At 66.2% G+C, this 13,208-nt stretch carries 14 protein-coding genes; 8 read left to right on the top strand and 6 right to left on the bottom strand.

Annotation, left to right across the window (positions count from 1 at the left end; genetic code table 11):
* The first annotated feature begins 18 nt into the window (after positions 1–18).
* Both glnE and QFZ42_RS26240 read left to right on the top strand, forming a co-directional pair.
* Positions 19–2,811, top strand: coding sequence for a bifunctional [glutamate--ammonia ligase]-adenylyl-L-tyrosine phosphorylase/[glutamate--ammonia-ligase] adenylyltransferase (glnE, locus tag QFZ42_RS26245; RefSeq protein ID WP_307703786.1), 2,793 nt, complete (start codon positions 19–21; stop codon positions 2,809–2,811).
* Entirely contained in the window at positions 2,804–3,982 is a 1,179-nt protein-coding gene (locus QFZ42_RS26240; RefSeq protein ID WP_307703785.1) for a septal ring lytic transglycosylase RlpA family protein, read from the top strand. The genes glnE and QFZ42_RS26240 overlap by 8 nt, the downstream gene beginning before the upstream one ends.
* Before the next feature lie 22 nt (positions 3,983–4,004).
* On the opposite strand, the gene QFZ42_RS26235 is transcribed toward QFZ42_RS26240, so the two are convergent.
* The 3 genes from QFZ42_RS26235 to QFZ42_RS26225 all read right to left on the bottom strand — a co-directional run bounded on the left by QFZ42_RS26235 (position 4,005) and on the right by QFZ42_RS26225 (position 6,377).
* Positions 4,005–4,472, bottom strand: coding sequence for a carboxymuconolactone decarboxylase family protein (locus QFZ42_RS26235; protein WP_307703784.1), 468 nt, complete (start codon positions 4,470–4,472; stop codon positions 4,005–4,007).
* Positions 4,473–4,561: 89 nt separating this feature from the next.
* Positions 4,562–5,443 carry an RNA polymerase sigma-70 factor gene (locus QFZ42_RS26230; RefSeq protein WP_307703783.1) on the bottom strand — a complete coding sequence of 294 codons (882 nt, stop codon included), beginning with the start codon at positions 5,441–5,443 and terminating at the stop codon, positions 4,562–4,564.
* Positions 5,444–5,519: 76 nt separating this feature from the next.
* Positions 5,520–6,377: a ferritin-like domain-containing protein gene (locus tag QFZ42_RS26225; RefSeq protein WP_307703782.1), complete on the bottom strand. Its 858-nt coding sequence runs from the start codon at positions 6,375–6,377 to the stop codon at positions 5,520–5,522.
* 128 nt (positions 6,378–6,505) lie between these two features.
* Between QFZ42_RS26225 and QFZ42_RS26220 the strand changes: the two genes are divergently transcribed.
* The gene (locus QFZ42_RS26220; protein WP_307703781.1) at positions 6,506–7,156 is read left to right on the top strand and encodes a glutathione peroxidase; all 651 of its coding nucleotides are present in this window, start codon (positions 6,506–6,508) and stop codon (positions 7,154–7,156) included.
* A gap of 334 nt (positions 7,157–7,490) precedes the next feature.
* Here the strand turns inward: QFZ42_RS26220 and QFZ42_RS26215 are convergent, their stop codons facing one another.
* Entirely contained in the window at positions 7,491–8,102 is a 612-nt protein-coding gene (locus tag QFZ42_RS26215; RefSeq protein ID WP_307703780.1) for a glutathione S-transferase N-terminal domain-containing protein, read from the bottom strand.
* Between the two features lie 119 nt (positions 8,103–8,221).
* Here QFZ42_RS26215 and purB point away from each other — a divergent pair, with 119 nt between their 5' ends.
* Positions 8,222–9,601 carry an adenylosuccinate lyase gene (purB, locus tag QFZ42_RS26210; RefSeq protein ID WP_307703779.1) on the top strand — a complete coding sequence of 460 codons (1,380 nt, stop codon included), beginning with the start codon at positions 8,222–8,224 and terminating at the stop codon, positions 9,599–9,601.
* A 32-nt stretch (positions 9,602–9,633) separates the two neighbouring features.
* Positions 9,634–10,194, top strand: a complete 561-nt coding sequence (locus QFZ42_RS26205; RefSeq protein ID WP_307703778.1) for a YaeQ family protein — start codon at positions 9,634–9,636, stop codon at positions 10,192–10,194.
* Position 10,195: 1 nt separating this feature from the next.
* On the opposite strand, the gene QFZ42_RS26200 is transcribed toward QFZ42_RS26205, so the two are convergent.
* Both QFZ42_RS26200 and QFZ42_RS26195 read right to left on the bottom strand, forming a co-directional pair.
* Entirely contained in the window at positions 10,196–10,501 is a 306-nt protein-coding gene (locus QFZ42_RS26200; protein WP_307703777.1) for a putative signal transducing protein, read from the bottom strand.
* A gap of 15 nt (positions 10,502–10,516) precedes the next feature.
* Positions 10,517–10,981, bottom strand: a complete 465-nt coding sequence (locus tag QFZ42_RS26195; protein ID WP_307703776.1) for a DUF3717 domain-containing protein — start codon at positions 10,979–10,981, stop codon at positions 10,517–10,519.
* Positions 10,982–11,464: 483 nt separating this feature from the next.
* Between QFZ42_RS26195 and QFZ42_RS26190 the strand changes: the two genes are divergently transcribed.
* The 3 genes from QFZ42_RS26190 to QFZ42_RS26180 all read left to right on the top strand — a co-directional run bounded on the left by QFZ42_RS26190 (position 11,465) and on the right by QFZ42_RS26180 (position 13,205).
* Positions 11,465–12,211, top strand: coding sequence for a TerC family protein (locus QFZ42_RS26190; RefSeq protein WP_307703775.1), 747 nt, complete (start codon positions 11,465–11,467; stop codon positions 12,209–12,211).
* 77 nt (positions 12,212–12,288) lie between these two features.
* Positions 12,289–12,753, top strand: a complete 465-nt coding sequence (locus tag QFZ42_RS26185; protein ID WP_281148807.1) for a hypothetical protein — start codon at positions 12,289–12,291, stop codon at positions 12,751–12,753.
* Positions 12,754–12,851: 98 nt separating this feature from the next.
* Positions 12,852–13,205 carry a phage holin family protein gene (locus tag QFZ42_RS26180; protein ID WP_307703774.1) on the top strand — a complete coding sequence of 118 codons (354 nt, stop codon included), beginning with the start codon at positions 12,852–12,854 and terminating at the stop codon, positions 13,203–13,205.
* Positions 13,206–13,208: the final 3 nt, after the last annotated feature.

Here is a 13,208-nt window from a genome sequence, read left to right as displayed (position 1 = left end):
CGCGCTGTGTCGGGAATTATGACCGCCAGCATTCAGAGGGGTTCCACGGAAACCGATATCAGTGTGAACCAGTTGCCAGCCACGCCACCGATCGCGATCGAGGTCGCGTTTTCTTCCTATTCGCGCTTCGTCCAGCGCCTGCGCCGCAGGTATGCGGCCGAGCTTGCATTGCTTTCTCCCGGTGCGCCGCGGCGCGAGTCGATGTCGAAGGCTTACGGCGCATTGCGAGAACGCGGCGACAGCGTTGGCGACGCGCTGCGCATTGTGCGGCAGCTCGTGATGGAGCGGCTCGTCACGCTCGATTGCGATGCCCAGGCGCCGCTCGCCGTCGTCACCACCGCCGTGACCGAGCTCGCGGAGTTCGCGCTCGACATCGCCTGCCGCGAGGTCTGCCAGGAACTCGACGCGGTGCATGGCGCGCCGCTTGGCCCCGAAGGCCAGCGCGCGCAGCTCTGGGTGGTGGGCATGGGCAAGCTCGGCGCGCGCGAGCTCAACGTGTCGAGCGACATCGACCTGATCTACCTGTACGACCTGGACGGCGAAACCCGCGGCGATGCCGACGGCCGCGGCCGCCTCTCGAACCAGGAGTATTTCTCGCGCGCCGTGAAGCGCATCTACGCGCTGGTGGGCGACACCACCGAACACGGCTTCGTGTTCCGCGTCGACCTGGCATTGCGGCCGAACGGCAACTCCGGGCCGAGCGTGGTGTCGCTCGACGCGCTGGAAGAATATTTTCAGGTGCAAGGCCGCGAGTGGGAGCGCTTTGCCTGGATGAAGAGCCGGGTGGTGGCGCCGCGCGACATCGTGTCGCAAGGCCTTGCGCAGAGCCTGCGCGCCACGGTGCTGCCCTTCGTGTTCCGCCGCTACCTCGACTACAGCGTTTTCGATTCGCTGCGCACGCTGCACCGGCAGATTCGCGAGCAGTCGGCCCGGCGCAGCGCGGGTCGGCCCGAGCGCGCCAACGACGTCAAGCTCTCGCGCGGGGGCATTCGCGAAATCGAATTCACCGTGCAGCTGCTGCAGGTGGTGCGCGGCGGGCAGTTCCCCGAGCTGCGGACCCGGCCCACGCTCGACGCGCTGCAGCGCCTCGCGCGTGCCGGCCTGATGCCGCAGGAAACCGCCGACGCGCTGGCCGCGGCCTACGAATTCCTGCGCCGCGTGGAGCACCGCATCCAGTACCTGGACGACCAGCAGACCCATGTGCTGCCGGTGGCCGACGACGACCTGCGCTGGATCGCGCAGACCATGGGCTATGCCAACTGCTGCCCCTTTCTCGAACAGCTCGATACGCACCGGGAACTGGTCGCGCAAGAGTTCGACAAGCTGCTCGGCGGCGAGAAGCCCTGCAGTGGCAAGTGCAACGGCAAGAAGGCCGCGGCACCGGCCGACTTGGCCGATCTGCTCGACGACTTGCCTCCCGTGTTTGCCGAGCGCATTCGCAACTGGTGCGAGCAACCGCGCGTGCTGGCCTTGCGCGAGGAAACGCGGGCGCGGCTGCGCCAGCTCGTCCAGCGCACCGGGCAATGGCTCAAAGAGCCCGACGGCGACGGCCCCGGACAGACGCCGCGCCATGTGGATGCGGCGTTGCGCTGGGTCGACTGGATCGAGCCGCTGCTGCGGCGCGAGAGCTACCTGGCACTGCTCGTCGAACGGCCGGCGGTGCAGGAACGGCTGCTGCGGCTCCTGGGCGCCGCAAAATGGCCAGCGCGCTATCTGATGCAGCACCCGGGCGTGATCGACGAGCTCGCGAGCGGCGAAATGCTCTCGGGCCGCTTCGTGGCGGCCGAGTTCGAACGCGAGCTCGAAGCGCGCCACGCCTCGCTCAGCCGCACCGGCGAAGCCGACGAAGAGCGCCTGCTGAACCTGCTGCGCCACGCCCACCATGCCGAAGTGTTCCGCACGCTGGCGCGCGACGTGGACGGCCGCATCACGGTGGAGCAGGTGGCCGACGACCTGAGCGCGCTGGCCGACACCACGCTGCGGGTGACCGCCCGCTGGTGCTGGCCGCACGTGCGCAACCGCCATCGTGAGGTGCCTCAGTTCGCCATCATCGGCTACGGCAAGCTGGGCGGAAAAGAACTGGGCTACGGCAGCGACCTCGACATCGTGTTCGTCTACGACGATGACGACGAGCGTGCGGGCGAGGTGTATGCGGCCTATGTGCGCAAGCTGATCAACTGGCTGACCGTGAAGACGCGCGAGGGCGATCTGTTCGAGATCGACACCGCGCTGCGGCCGAACGGCAATTCGGGCCTGCTCACCACCAGCTTCGAAGCCTACGAGAAGTACCAGCTGGGACGCGGCAGCAACACGGCGTGGACCTGGGAGCACCAAGCCATGACGCGCGCGCGATTCGTGCTGGGGAGCGCCGAACTGGGTGCGCGCTTCGATGAGGTGCGCCAAGCCGTGATCGTGTCGCCGCGCAACCGCGAAGCGCTGAAGGCCGAAATCATCGCCATGCGCGACAAGGTACGCGGCGCCAGGCCGGTGAAGGCCGACCGCTTCGACGTCAAGCACAGCCCGGGCGGCATGGTGGATGCCGAGTTCGCGGTGCAATTCCTGGTGCTGTCGTCGTCGGGCGAGCACCCGGATCTCATTCCCAACGTCGGCAACATCGCATTGCTGGTGCGCGCGGAGGACGCCGGGCTGCTGCCCGCCGGGGTCGGCCGCCATGCCGCCGCGGCCTACCGCGAGTTGCGCCGCGTGCAGCACCGCGCGCGCCTCAATGAAGAGCCGACCCAGGTCACGCCGCCGGCCTTGGCTGCTGAGCGCGACGCCATGCTGGCCTTGTGGAAGGCCGTGTTTGGCTGAGCGGGCCGGCACCCCCGCCACCGCCGCGCTGGCTGCCTGCGCGGTGGCCGTTACTGTCCTTCTGGCCGGTTGCGCGAGCGGCACGCGCAGCGGCGGCGGCGCGCTGAGCGGCCGTGACGGCCCCGGCACGAACATTCCGTCGGACCTCGACCGCGTGCCCGATGCCGAGCCCCGGATCGAAGCCATTCGCGGCAACGGCGGCACCAGCAAGCCCTATACCGTGCTGGGCCGGGCCTACCAGCCGATCACCGACGACCGGCCGTTCCGCGAATCGGGCATTGCCTCGTGGTACGGCCGCAAGTTCCACAGCGCATCGACCGCGAGCGGCGAGCCCTACGACATGTACGCCATGACCGCCGCGCACAAGACGCTGCCGCTGCCGAGCTACGTGCGGGTGCGCAATCCGGCCAACGGGCGCGAGGTGATCGTGCGGGTGAACGACCGCGGCCCGTTTGTCGATGGCCGCGTCATCGACCTGAGCTACACGGCCGCACTGAAACTCGACCTGCTGCGCGGCGTGGCGCCGGTGGAGATCGAACGCATCACGAACGAAGACATCCGTACCGGCGCGTGGCGGCGCGATCCAGGAACCGCGTATGCCTCGGCGTCGCCGGTGCCGGCGCCATCGCGCCGCGCTGCGGCCGCATCGGTGGGCGTGCCTTCGGCCTGGGTGGCACCCGTGGCGATGAATGCGCCGGAGGCCTCGACGATGCCGGTGGTTCCGCAAACACCGATGGCGCCGGCAGCTTCGATGAAGCCGACGCCGCCGATGGAACCGGTCGCGCAGGCGGCGGCGCCGATCCCTCCGCCGGACGACGCCATGCCGCCGCCGCGCCAGCCCATGGTGGTGACCGACCTTGCGCCGATGGCGCCCTTGTCGGCGCCGGTAGCGCCGGCCGCCGCACCGTCGGCGGCCACACCGTCTTCCGCCGCGGCGGCCGGCTACTGGGTGCAGCTCGGCGCCTTCCGCGAGCGCGATGGCGCGGAGAGCCTGCGCAGCCAGGCGGCGCGCGGCCTGCCTTCGCTGGCGCCGCAGTTGCGCGTGTTCAGCGAGGCCGGCACGCACCGTCTGCAGGCCGGGCCCTTTGCATCGCGCAATGAAGCCGGCGAAGCCGTCACGCAGCTGCGCGAGAGCCTGCGCATTGCGCCGATGGTCGTCGAGCGCCGCTGACCGCGGATTCAGTGCCGCGGGTTCAAGGCATTTCCTTGGCCGCCACTTGCGAGCGCATGCCGACACCCATGCGGTTCCATGCATTGATCTGCGCAATGGCGATCGAGAGCTCGACAATTTCGAGCTCGCTGAAATGCGCCTTGAGCGCCTCGAACTCGGCGTCGCGGTCCGCATGATGGTCGGCCAGGCGCGTCAGCGTTTCGGCCCAGTCGAGTGCCGCGCGTTCGCGCTCGTTGAAAAAGCTCACTTCACGCCACGTGGCCAGGCTGTTGATGCGCTGCCAGTCTTCGCCCTGCTGGCGCAGGTCGCGCACATGCATGTCGAGACAGTAGGCGCAGCCGTTGATCTGCGAGACGCGGGCAAAGACGAGGTCGATCAGCACCTTGCCGAGCGTGCTCGATTCGAAGGCGCCGTTGACGGCGATCATGGCCTGAAAGGCCTTGGGGGCGGTCTTGTACCAGGTGAGGCGGGGGGCAATGGTGGTGCTCATGGCGTGTACTCCAGGTGGTTGAGACAAGAAATCTGCTTGCTACCCACTGAAGACGGGCCAGACCCCGGCCCTGTGACACGCCGCGCGAACTATTTCGAAGAAAAAAGCTGCGCGATGCGTGCCAGCTTGTCCGGGTTGCGCTGCGCGCGGATGCGAACGATGCGCTCGCCCTCGATCTCGAAGGTCTGGGCCGACTCGAGCTGGCCGTCGACGAAGCGCAGCAGCCCCGGCTCGCCGTTGATGTCCACCAGCTCCATGCGCACCGCCGCGCCCATGCGGCGCCAGAGCGCGAAATAAAGCTGTGCCAGGCGCTGGCTGCCGCGCAGCATCTTGCTGAAGGTCTGCACTTTGCCGCCGCCGTCGCCGATGAGTTCGACATCCTCGGCCATCAGCGCCTTCAGCTCCTGCAGGCTGCCGCGCGCGGCGGCATCGGCAAAGGCGCGCAGCAGGCGCAAGTGGGTTTCACGCGACACCTGGAAGCGCGGGCGTGCCTCCTGCACCTGGGCCTTGGCGCGGTGCACCAGCTGGCGGCAGGCGGCCTCGCTCTTGCCGAGCGTGCGGGCCACTTCTTCGTAGTCGGCGTCGAACACCTCGCGCAGCAGGAAAGCCGCGCGCGCCTCCGGTGCCAGGCGCTCGAGCACGGCGAGGAAGGCAACGGAGATGTTGTCGGCGCGCTCGAGCAGCTGTTCCGGGGTGTGCGGCGCCTCGGTCAGCGTCGGCTCGGGCATCCAGGGGCCGATGTAGTGCTCGCGCTGGACCTTGGCGGCGCGCAGCCGGTCGATCGAAAGCCGCGTGACGACAGTGACCAGCCAGGCTTCGGCGCTGTCCAGACCAGCCTTGTCGGCCTCGTGCCAGCGCAGCCAGGCGTCCTGCACCACCTCTTCGGCCTCCGCGACGGAGCCGAGCATGCGGTAGGCAATGCCTTGCAGGCGGCGGCGGTGGCTGTCGAAGGTAAGGGTTGGGTCGTCCATGCCCGGTTAGACGTTTGGCACCCTGCGGGTGTGACACCGTGCGCAAAAAAAAGCCCCGACATGCGGGGCGAGGTTCTCAGGCGCCCTGGTACTCGGCCTTGGGCCCGAGGCTGGCGGAAACTTCCTTGCGGTAGCGGTTGAGCTCCTGCACGGTCTTGAAGCTGCGGTTCATCAGCAGGCTCAGGTTGTGCAGGATGCGCTCGCCGACCTTGGTTTCCCAGACGGCGTCGAACTTGATCTGCTTGTCGAGCCAGTGCTCGAGCCAGTCCGGGTCGGGCATGCGGCTCTGGATGGTGTCGTTCGGGAACAGCGCCTTGTTGACGTGCAGGTTGGTCGGATGCAGCGCCTGCGCGGTGCGGCGCGCGCTGGCCATCAGCACGCCGACCTTGGTGAACGCGGCACGGGCCTCGTCGCCGAACTTTTCCAATGCACGCTTCATGTAGCGCAGGTAGGCGCCGCCGTGGCGGGCTTCGTCCTGGCTCAGCGTGGTGTAGATGTGCTTGATGACCGGCTCGGTGTGCCACTGGGCGGCGCGGCGGTACCAGTGGTTGAGGCGGATCTCGCCGCAGAAATGCAGCATCAGGGTTTCGAGCGGCGGCGCCGGGTCGAAGTCGAAGCGCACCTCGTGCAGTTCCTGCTCGGTGGGCGCGTGCTGGGGGCTGAAGCGCTTCAGGTACTCCATGAGCACCAGCGAGTGCTTCTGCTCCTCGAAGAACCAGATCGACATGAAAGCCGAAAAGTCGCTATCGTGGCGGTTGTCGCGCAGGAACATTTCGGTGGCCGGCAGCGCCGCCCACTCGGTAATGGCGTTCATCTTGATGGTTTGCGCCTGTTCTTCGGACAGCAGCGAAGCATCGAACGACTGCCAGGGAATGTCCTTGTCCATGTCCCAGCGGACAGATTCGAGTTGTCTGAAGAGTTCCGGATAAAGCATCAAAATCTTTCTAAGGCCGCCGATTTTAGTCGGCCTGTTCGGCGCATCCGTGACAGACGCGCGATGATGCGGGCATGCGAGCCCCGCCGACACGCAATCACACACCTCTTTTTGTACCAGGAGCCCCTATGCGAACCCCCACCCGATTGTCGGCGCCCAGGCGCTGCGCACCGGCCGCCGCACTGGCAGCATGCCTGTTTGCCGCTGGCACGGCGGGTGCCCAGGCCCCCGCCAACCCCTCTGCCCCCCCCTCTCCCGCGATGGCCGCCGCCCCTTCCGACGGCACCGCCGCGGCTTGCCCGGCCACCCTGCAACACACCTTCCCAAGGTTGCAGGATGAAAAACCCCAATCTCTGTGCCAGTACTCCGGCAAGGTGGTGCTGGTCGTGAACACCGCGAGCTTCTGCGGCTTTACGCCGCAATACAAGGGCCTGGAAGCGCTGGACAACAAATATCGCTCGCGCGGACTGGTGGTGCTGGGCTTTCCTTCGAACGATTTTTCGCAGGAATCGGGTTCCAACAAGGAAATTGCCGATTTTTGCGAAAGCACCTTCGGCGTGAAGTTTCCGATGTTCGCGAAATCGTCGGTGCGCGGCGCCAACGCGAATCCGCTGTTCAAGCAGCTGGCGCTGGCCTCCGGCACCACGCCGAAGTGGAATTTCTACAAATACCTGATCGGCCGGGACGGCAAGGTGGTTCAGGCGTGGTCGAGCATGACGGCACCCGACGAGGCCGCGTTCGTGAAGGTCATCGAGAGCCAGCTCGCGGCGTCGAACTGACCGGCGGCTGGGTTCGGGCAGATGTTTTTATCGATCGCTTCGTAGTACCTGCGAACTGATCGTCACAAACGTTTACCACCGGACCGGGAACCGGGCTGGCACACTGTCCTCATACAGAGCGTGGGCAGCAAATGCCCTCCGGTTTTCATGTTGCGAGGTCTTCCGGGCGTCTCTCGTCTGGTCGAAATCCCGAGGTGATTCTTCTCCTCCTCCCTCCCTCCCTCCTTCGCGTCGGGGCGCCTCGCAGCATTTTTATATTTCCCGTACGGGCGGTGGCGCGGCACGAAGCGCCCTCGAAAAACCAAAAAGGCGCCAGAGGCGCCTTTTTTTCGTTTCAGGGTTGCGTGTCGATGAAGCTGGGCCGCAGCATCAGCTTGTCGTACAACTTCGCGAGATTGGAGTGCTCGCCGCGCCAGTCGATTTCGGGGAAGCGAAAGCCGACCCAGCCCAACGCACAGCCCACCGCGATGTCCGACAGGCTCAGGTGAATGCCGCTGCAGAAGGGCTTGTCGCTCAAGCCCTTGGCCATGGCGGCAATGCCGCCCTCGACCTTGGCGCGCTGGCGCTCGATCCAGGTGGCGCTGCGCTCGCCGTCGCCGCGGCCGCTCCAGGTGGCTTCCAGGCGCCAGAGCACGCCGGCGTCCATGACGCCGTCGGCCAGCGCTTCCCAGGTCTTGACCTCGGCGCGCTCGCGGCCCTGCTGGGGAATGAGCTTGCCGACCGGCGACAGCGTGTCGAGGTATTCGACGATCACGCGCGAGTCGAACATCGCCTCGCCGCCTTCCATGATGAGGCAGGGCACTTTTCCGAGCGGGTTGGAGTGCGCGATGGTGGTGTCGGCGGACCAGACATCTTCGATCACGAACTGGTAGTCGAGCCGCTTCTCGGCCAGCACCACGCGCACCTTGCGCACATAAGGGCTGGCGGCCGATCCGATCAGTTTCATGAAGGCTCTCTCCCTTTGCTTTGATAACGTTTGTTCGTGCCTATTTTAGGGGAACGCTGAAAAAGGCCGGTTCGAACTGTCGCGAACGGGCGTCGGCGCATGCCGCCTAAAATTCGGGCATGAGCTTTTCCACCGTTTCCGCCCTCTCCCCACTGGACGGCCGCTATGCGGCCAAACTCGCGGCATTGCGCCCGCTGATGAGCGAACAGGGCTATATGCACCGGCGCGTGCAGGTCGAGGTGGCGTGGTTCATTGCGCTGTCCGACTGCGGCTTCGCTGAATTCAAGCCCCTGACGGGCGGCGCCCGCAAGTACCTGCTGGGGCTGGTTGCCCACTTCTCGGAGGCCGATGCACTGGCGATCAAGGACATCGAGAAGACCACCAACCACGACGTGAAGGCGGTCGAATATTGGATCAAATCCAAGTTCGAAGCGCGGCCGGAATTGCTGGCCGCAGCCGAGTTCGTGCACTTCGCCTGCACCAGCGAAGACATCAACAACACCAGCCATGCGCTGCAGATCCAGGCCGCGCGCGAGAAAGTGGTGCTGCCGGCCATCGACGGGCTGATTGCCAAGCTGCGCGAAATGGCGCACCAGTTCGCCGGCGTGTCGATGCTGTCGCGCACGCACGGCCAGACCGCGAGCCCGACCACGGTCGGCAAGGAAATCGCGAACGTCGCGGTGCGCCTCTCGAAGGCTCGGGCTCAGATTGCCGCGGTGCAATTGCTCGGCAAGATGAACGGCGCGGTGGGCAACTACAACGCCCACCTCGCGGCCTGGCCCGATTTCGACTGGGAGGCGTTCAGCCGCAAGGTCATCGAAACGCCGGCGCCGCTCGGCCTGGGCCTGAGCTTCCAGCCGTACAGCATCCAGATCGAGCCGCACGACTACATGGCCGAGCTGTTCGACGCCGTGGCGCGCGCCAACACCATCCTGATCGACTTCTCGCGCGACATCTGGGGCTATGTGAGCCTGGGCTACTTCAAGCAGCGGCTCAAGAAGGGCGAAATCGGCTCTTCGACCATGCCGCACAAGGTCAACCCGATCGATTTCGAGAACGCCGAAGGCAACCTGGGCCTCGCCAACGCGGTGCTGCGCCACCTGAGCGAGAAGCTGCCGATCAGCCGCTGGCAGCGCGACCTGACCGACAGCACGGTGCTGCGCAACATCGGCGTGGCCTTCGGCTACGCCACGCTGGCCTATGCGAGCCTGGCCACGGGCCTCGGCAAGCTGGAGCTCAACGAAGAAGCGCTGGCCGAAGACCTCGACGCCTCGTGGGAAGTGCTGGCCGAGCCGATCCAGACGGTGATGCGCCGCTTCGGCGTGCAGGGCGCCTACGAGCAGCTCAAGGAAGTGACGCGCGGCAAGACGGTCACGGCCGAAGCGCTGCACGGCCTGATCCGCTCGCTCGATATTCCCGAAGCGGAAAAGGAACGGCTCCTGGCCATGACACCGGCAAGCTACGTGGGCAAGGCTGCGGAGCTCGCCAGCCGAATCTGAGAGATTGAGCGCGCGCATACACTCGCGCACCCATGGCCCTCAAATCCACCATCTTCAAGGCCGCCCTCGCGGTGGCCGATATCGACCACGGCTACTACGCCGACCATGCGCTGACCCTGGCGCGCCACCCGAGCGAGACCGACGAGCGGATGATGATCCGGCTCGTCGCGCTCGCGCTCAACGCCTACAAGCTGCAGGACGTGTGCCAGGGCGACGGCACGCTGGCTTTCGGCGCGGGCTTGTCGAACGTGGACGAGCCCGATGTGTGGCTGCGCGATTTCACGGGCGAGACGAAGCTGTGGATCGAGGTCGGCCAGCCCGAGGACAAGCCCATCATCAAGGCCTGCGGCAAGTCGGACGAGGTGATCGTCTATTGCTTCAACCACGCGGCCGAGATCTGGTGGCGCGGCATCGAGAACAAGCTCACGCGGCCGCAGAACCTGTCCGTTTACCGGGTGCCGACGGAAGCCTCCCAGGCACTGGCCGCGCTGGCGCAGCGCAGCATGCAGCTGCAGGCGACCATTCAGGAAAACACGCTGACACTGGGCGACGGCACGCACAGCATCGACGTCGAACTGCTGCGCTGGAAGTAGCCTAGAGCGCCGGCATCATCTCGCCGCAGTGCCAGCACTGCTCGAAGCCGCCTTCGATCCGCTCGCCGCACACGCATTGCCAGTTGCGCTGCGGCCGATGCTGCGCTGCATGCAGCACCTGCTGCGCGCGCTCGAACTGCGCTTCGTCGTCGATCCAGATTTCAGGCAGGCACTGGTCGGGCGGCAGCTGGCCCATCACGGCGCCGAGAAACTCGCGCTGAACCGTCGCCTCGAGGCCCTCCTCGCGCAGCGCATGCACCCACAGGGCCGCAATCGCGAGGTTCGGAGCTTGGGCGAGGCGGCGCATGCGGTGGCCTCTTTCTCAGGGCGTGTCGTCGGGGCCGAGCGGTTCGGCCGGGTCGTCGGGCCATTTCGGCGGCTCGGCCTCGCGCGCCCGTTCGGCGTACCTGTTGAAGCGCCAGGCCGAATCTTCCATGGTGATGCGGCGCCAGGTCACGCGTTTTTCGGCCGGCGACATCGCGGGCCAGTGCTGCACCTCGTCGAAGCTGCGGCCGCAGCCCTTGCACTGGTCGTCGCCCTGGCTGGTGGAGCAGATGGCAATGCACGGGGTGTCGGGCGTGCTGTGATACCAGTCGAGCCAGGCGGCCCATGCCTTTGCGGGGAAGCCGGTTTCGTCGACTTCGTCTTCATGGTGGAACACCATGAGCGCATACACCTCGGCGAGCGCGCGCAACTCGGGCGCCAGCGTGACGCCGTCGGGCGAGGGACTCTTCTCGCGCCAATGGTTGATGGCGGCCTCGATGTCGGTGATGTGAATGGCGGCCATGAAGAGAGAAAAAACAGCGAGCGGCGATCATAGTCCGGCAATGTCCCACGCCGCCCGAAGGTTATAGGGGCTACGAAACACATAGCGCCCAAGCCAATGTTCATGGGGCTTTCGGGAGCATTCCTTTTGAAGCCTTGAAATTTTCGGGTTGCCAGAACGGGGGCCTCGATGCTCTAATCCCCCCACGAAGGGGAGTAGCTCCCGACCGCCGTGCACAACGGCGGAATTCGCCAGGTCGTCAATACGAAGCACAACACTTCCGGCCTGGCGGGCAACGCGTGCCCTTGGGTGCGCGTTGTCGAGCAAGACCTTCGATTTGAACCTGCGCAGGTTTGGTCGAAGCGTTCCTGAATCCCCGGTCATCGCCCGGTCTTCGCCATCGCTTCGACGTTCCTGTACGGGATGGATCGAAATGCAACGCATGCGGCGGACTGTCGCCATCCAGCCTGGGATGGACGGACCGCGCGAAGACAAGAGGAACCTATGGAACAGTTCATGACCCCGGAATTCTGGGTCGCGGTCGGTCAGATCATCATGATCGACATCCTGCTCGGCGGCGACAACGCCGTCGTCATTGCCCTGGCTTGCCGCAAGCTGCCGCCGGCGCAGCGCACCAAGGGCATTCTGTGGGGCACCGCCGGTGCCATCGTGCTGCGCGTGGTGTTGATCTTCTTCGCGCTCACGCTCCTGGCCATTCCGTTCCTGAAGCTCGCGGGCGCCGTGCTGCTGCTGTGGATCGGTGTGAAGCTGCTGGCCCCCGAGCATGACGATGCACACGGCAACATTGCCGCCAGCGACAAGCTGTGGGGCGCGGTCAAGACCGTGATCGTGGCCGACCTGGTGATGAGCGTGGACAACGTGATCGCCATTGCAGGCGCCGCTCAGGGCGCCGGCCAGGCCCACCAGATGCCGCTGGTGGTCTTCGGCCTGCTGGTGAGCATTCCGATCATCGTCTGGGGCAGCCAGCTGGTCATCAAGCTGATGGACCGCTTCCCGATCATCATCACGGCCGGCGGCATGCTGCTGGGCTGGATCGCCGGCACGATGGCCGTGTCCGACCCCGCGCTGGCGAACACCGCGGCCTGGACCTGGGTGCCGAAGGTGCCGCAGAGCGACGTGATCAGGTACGCAGCCGGTGTGGCCGGTGCGCTGCTGGTGCTGGTCATCGGCAAATGGGTGGCGATGCGCCAGGCGCGCCAAAAGCCCGCCGAAGCAATCACGAGCAGCTGAGCGCTCGCCGCTCTCAGCAAAAATGCCCTTCCCCTATAGCCCGGACTCTGCCACCCTAACGACCTAAGGAGCGCCTCATGGAAAAGATCATTCTCTATGTCGACGACGCCGGCTATGCCGCCGAGCAGTTCGCCGAACTCGCTCCGGACGCCGGCAGCGTCGTGGCGCGCCACTGGGTGCTGGTGGCTTGCGCACCGCGCATGACGCACCGCATCAGCAAATGGGTGAGCCACAGCGCACGCGAGAACTGGCGCGCCAAGTGGTTCAGCAAGGTGCAGGCGCAGCTGCTGCCCATGCTCGAACGCAACGGCGGGCAGGTGACCGCGGTGCTGGCCAAGGGCCCGCTGGCAGAGCTGACACAGCAACTGAAGCGCGAGCATTCGGCCACCCACGTGGTCGATGCGCGCCGCCCGAAGATCGGCGTCGACCTGGAGCCGGTCACGCCCGAACAGACGCCGCCGCGCCAATCGGGCTGGGCCTTTCCGGGTGCCGTGATGGGCATGGGCGCCTTGCTGGTGCTGGCGAACGAGCTCGCCGAATAATTCGCCCGCCTGAGGCCACAACGCCTTCCCTGACGAGCCCCGGTGCGGCAACGCGCCGGGGCTCGTTGTTTTGGAACTGCTGGGGTATCCTGCGGCGCATGCGCATCATCATCAAATGGCTGCTCAGCGCCGTCGCGCTGCTGGCGGTGGCCTATCTCTACAGCGGTGTCCAGGTCAACAGCTTCGGCTCCGCGCTGATTGCCGCGGCGGTCATCGGCTTGCTCAACATGATCGTCCGGCCAGTGCTGGTGGTGCTGACGCTGCCGGTCACCATCGTCACGCTCGGGCTGTTCCTGTTCGTGATCAACGCCTTGTTGTTCTGGGCCGCATCCGGCCTGCTCGCGGGGTTTCAGGTCAGCGGTTTCGTGGCAGCGCTGATCGGCTCGCTGATCTACTCGCTGCTGGGCCTGGTCATCGAAGCTGCGCTGGGCGGGCTTCTTTCGAAGCGCTGAGCC

The sequence above is a fragment of the Variovorax paradoxus genome, assembly GCF_030815855.1.
Taxonomy (GTDB): Bacteria; Pseudomonadota; Gammaproteobacteria; order Burkholderiales; family Burkholderiaceae_C; genus Variovorax; species Variovorax paradoxus_M.
Note: the sequence above shows the minus strand (reverse complement) of the source record. Positions and strands in the feature narration are given on the sequence as shown.

Excerpts from the sequence above, each read along its gene's own strand:
- purB (WP_307703779.1), top strand. The coding sequence starts at position 8,222 with ATGAGCTTTTCCACCGTTTCCGCCCTCTCCCCACTGGACGGCCGCTAT.
- QFZ42_RS26205 (WP_307703778.1), top strand. The coding sequence starts at position 9,634 with ATGGCCCTCAAATCCACCATCTTCAAGGCCGCCCTCGCGGTGGCCGAT.
- QFZ42_RS26200 (WP_307703777.1), bottom strand. The coding sequence starts at position 10,501 with ATGCGCCGCCTCGCCCAAGCTCCGAACCTCGCGATTGCGGCCCTGTGG.
- QFZ42_RS26230 (WP_307703783.1), bottom strand. The coding sequence starts at position 5,443 with ATGGACGACCCAACCCTTACCTTCGACAGCCACCGCCGCCGCCTGCAA.
- QFZ42_RS26185 (WP_281148807.1), top strand. The coding sequence starts at position 12,289 with ATGGAAAAGATCATTCTCTATGTCGACGACGCCGGCTATGCCGCCGAG.
- QFZ42_RS26190 (WP_307703775.1), top strand. The coding sequence starts at position 11,465 with ATGGAACAGTTCATGACCCCGGAATTCTGGGTCGCGGTCGGTCAGATC.
- QFZ42_RS26235 (WP_307703784.1), bottom strand. The coding sequence starts at position 4,472 with ATGAGCACCACCATTGCCCCCCGCCTCACCTGGTACAAGACCGCCCCC.
- QFZ42_RS26180 (WP_307703774.1), top strand. The coding sequence starts at position 12,852 with ATGCGCATCATCATCAAATGGCTGCTCAGCGCCGTCGCGCTGCTGGCG.
- QFZ42_RS26225 (WP_307703782.1), bottom strand. The coding sequence starts at position 6,377 with ATGCTTTATCCGGAACTCTTCAGACAACTCGAATCTGTCCGCTGGGAC.
- QFZ42_RS26220 (WP_307703781.1), top strand. The coding sequence starts at position 6,506 with ATGCGAACCCCCACCCGATTGTCGGCGCCCAGGCGCTGCGCACCGGCC.
- QFZ42_RS26195 (WP_307703776.1), bottom strand. The coding sequence starts at position 10,981 with ATGGCCGCCATTCACATCACCGACATCGAGGCCGCCATCAACCATTGG.
- glnE (WP_307703786.1), top strand. The coding sequence starts at position 19 with ATGACCGCCAGCATTCAGAGGGGTTCCACGGAAACCGATATCAGTGTG.
- QFZ42_RS26215 (WP_307703780.1), bottom strand. The coding sequence starts at position 8,102 with ATGAAACTGATCGGATCGGCCGCCAGCCCTTATGTGCGCAAGGTGCGC.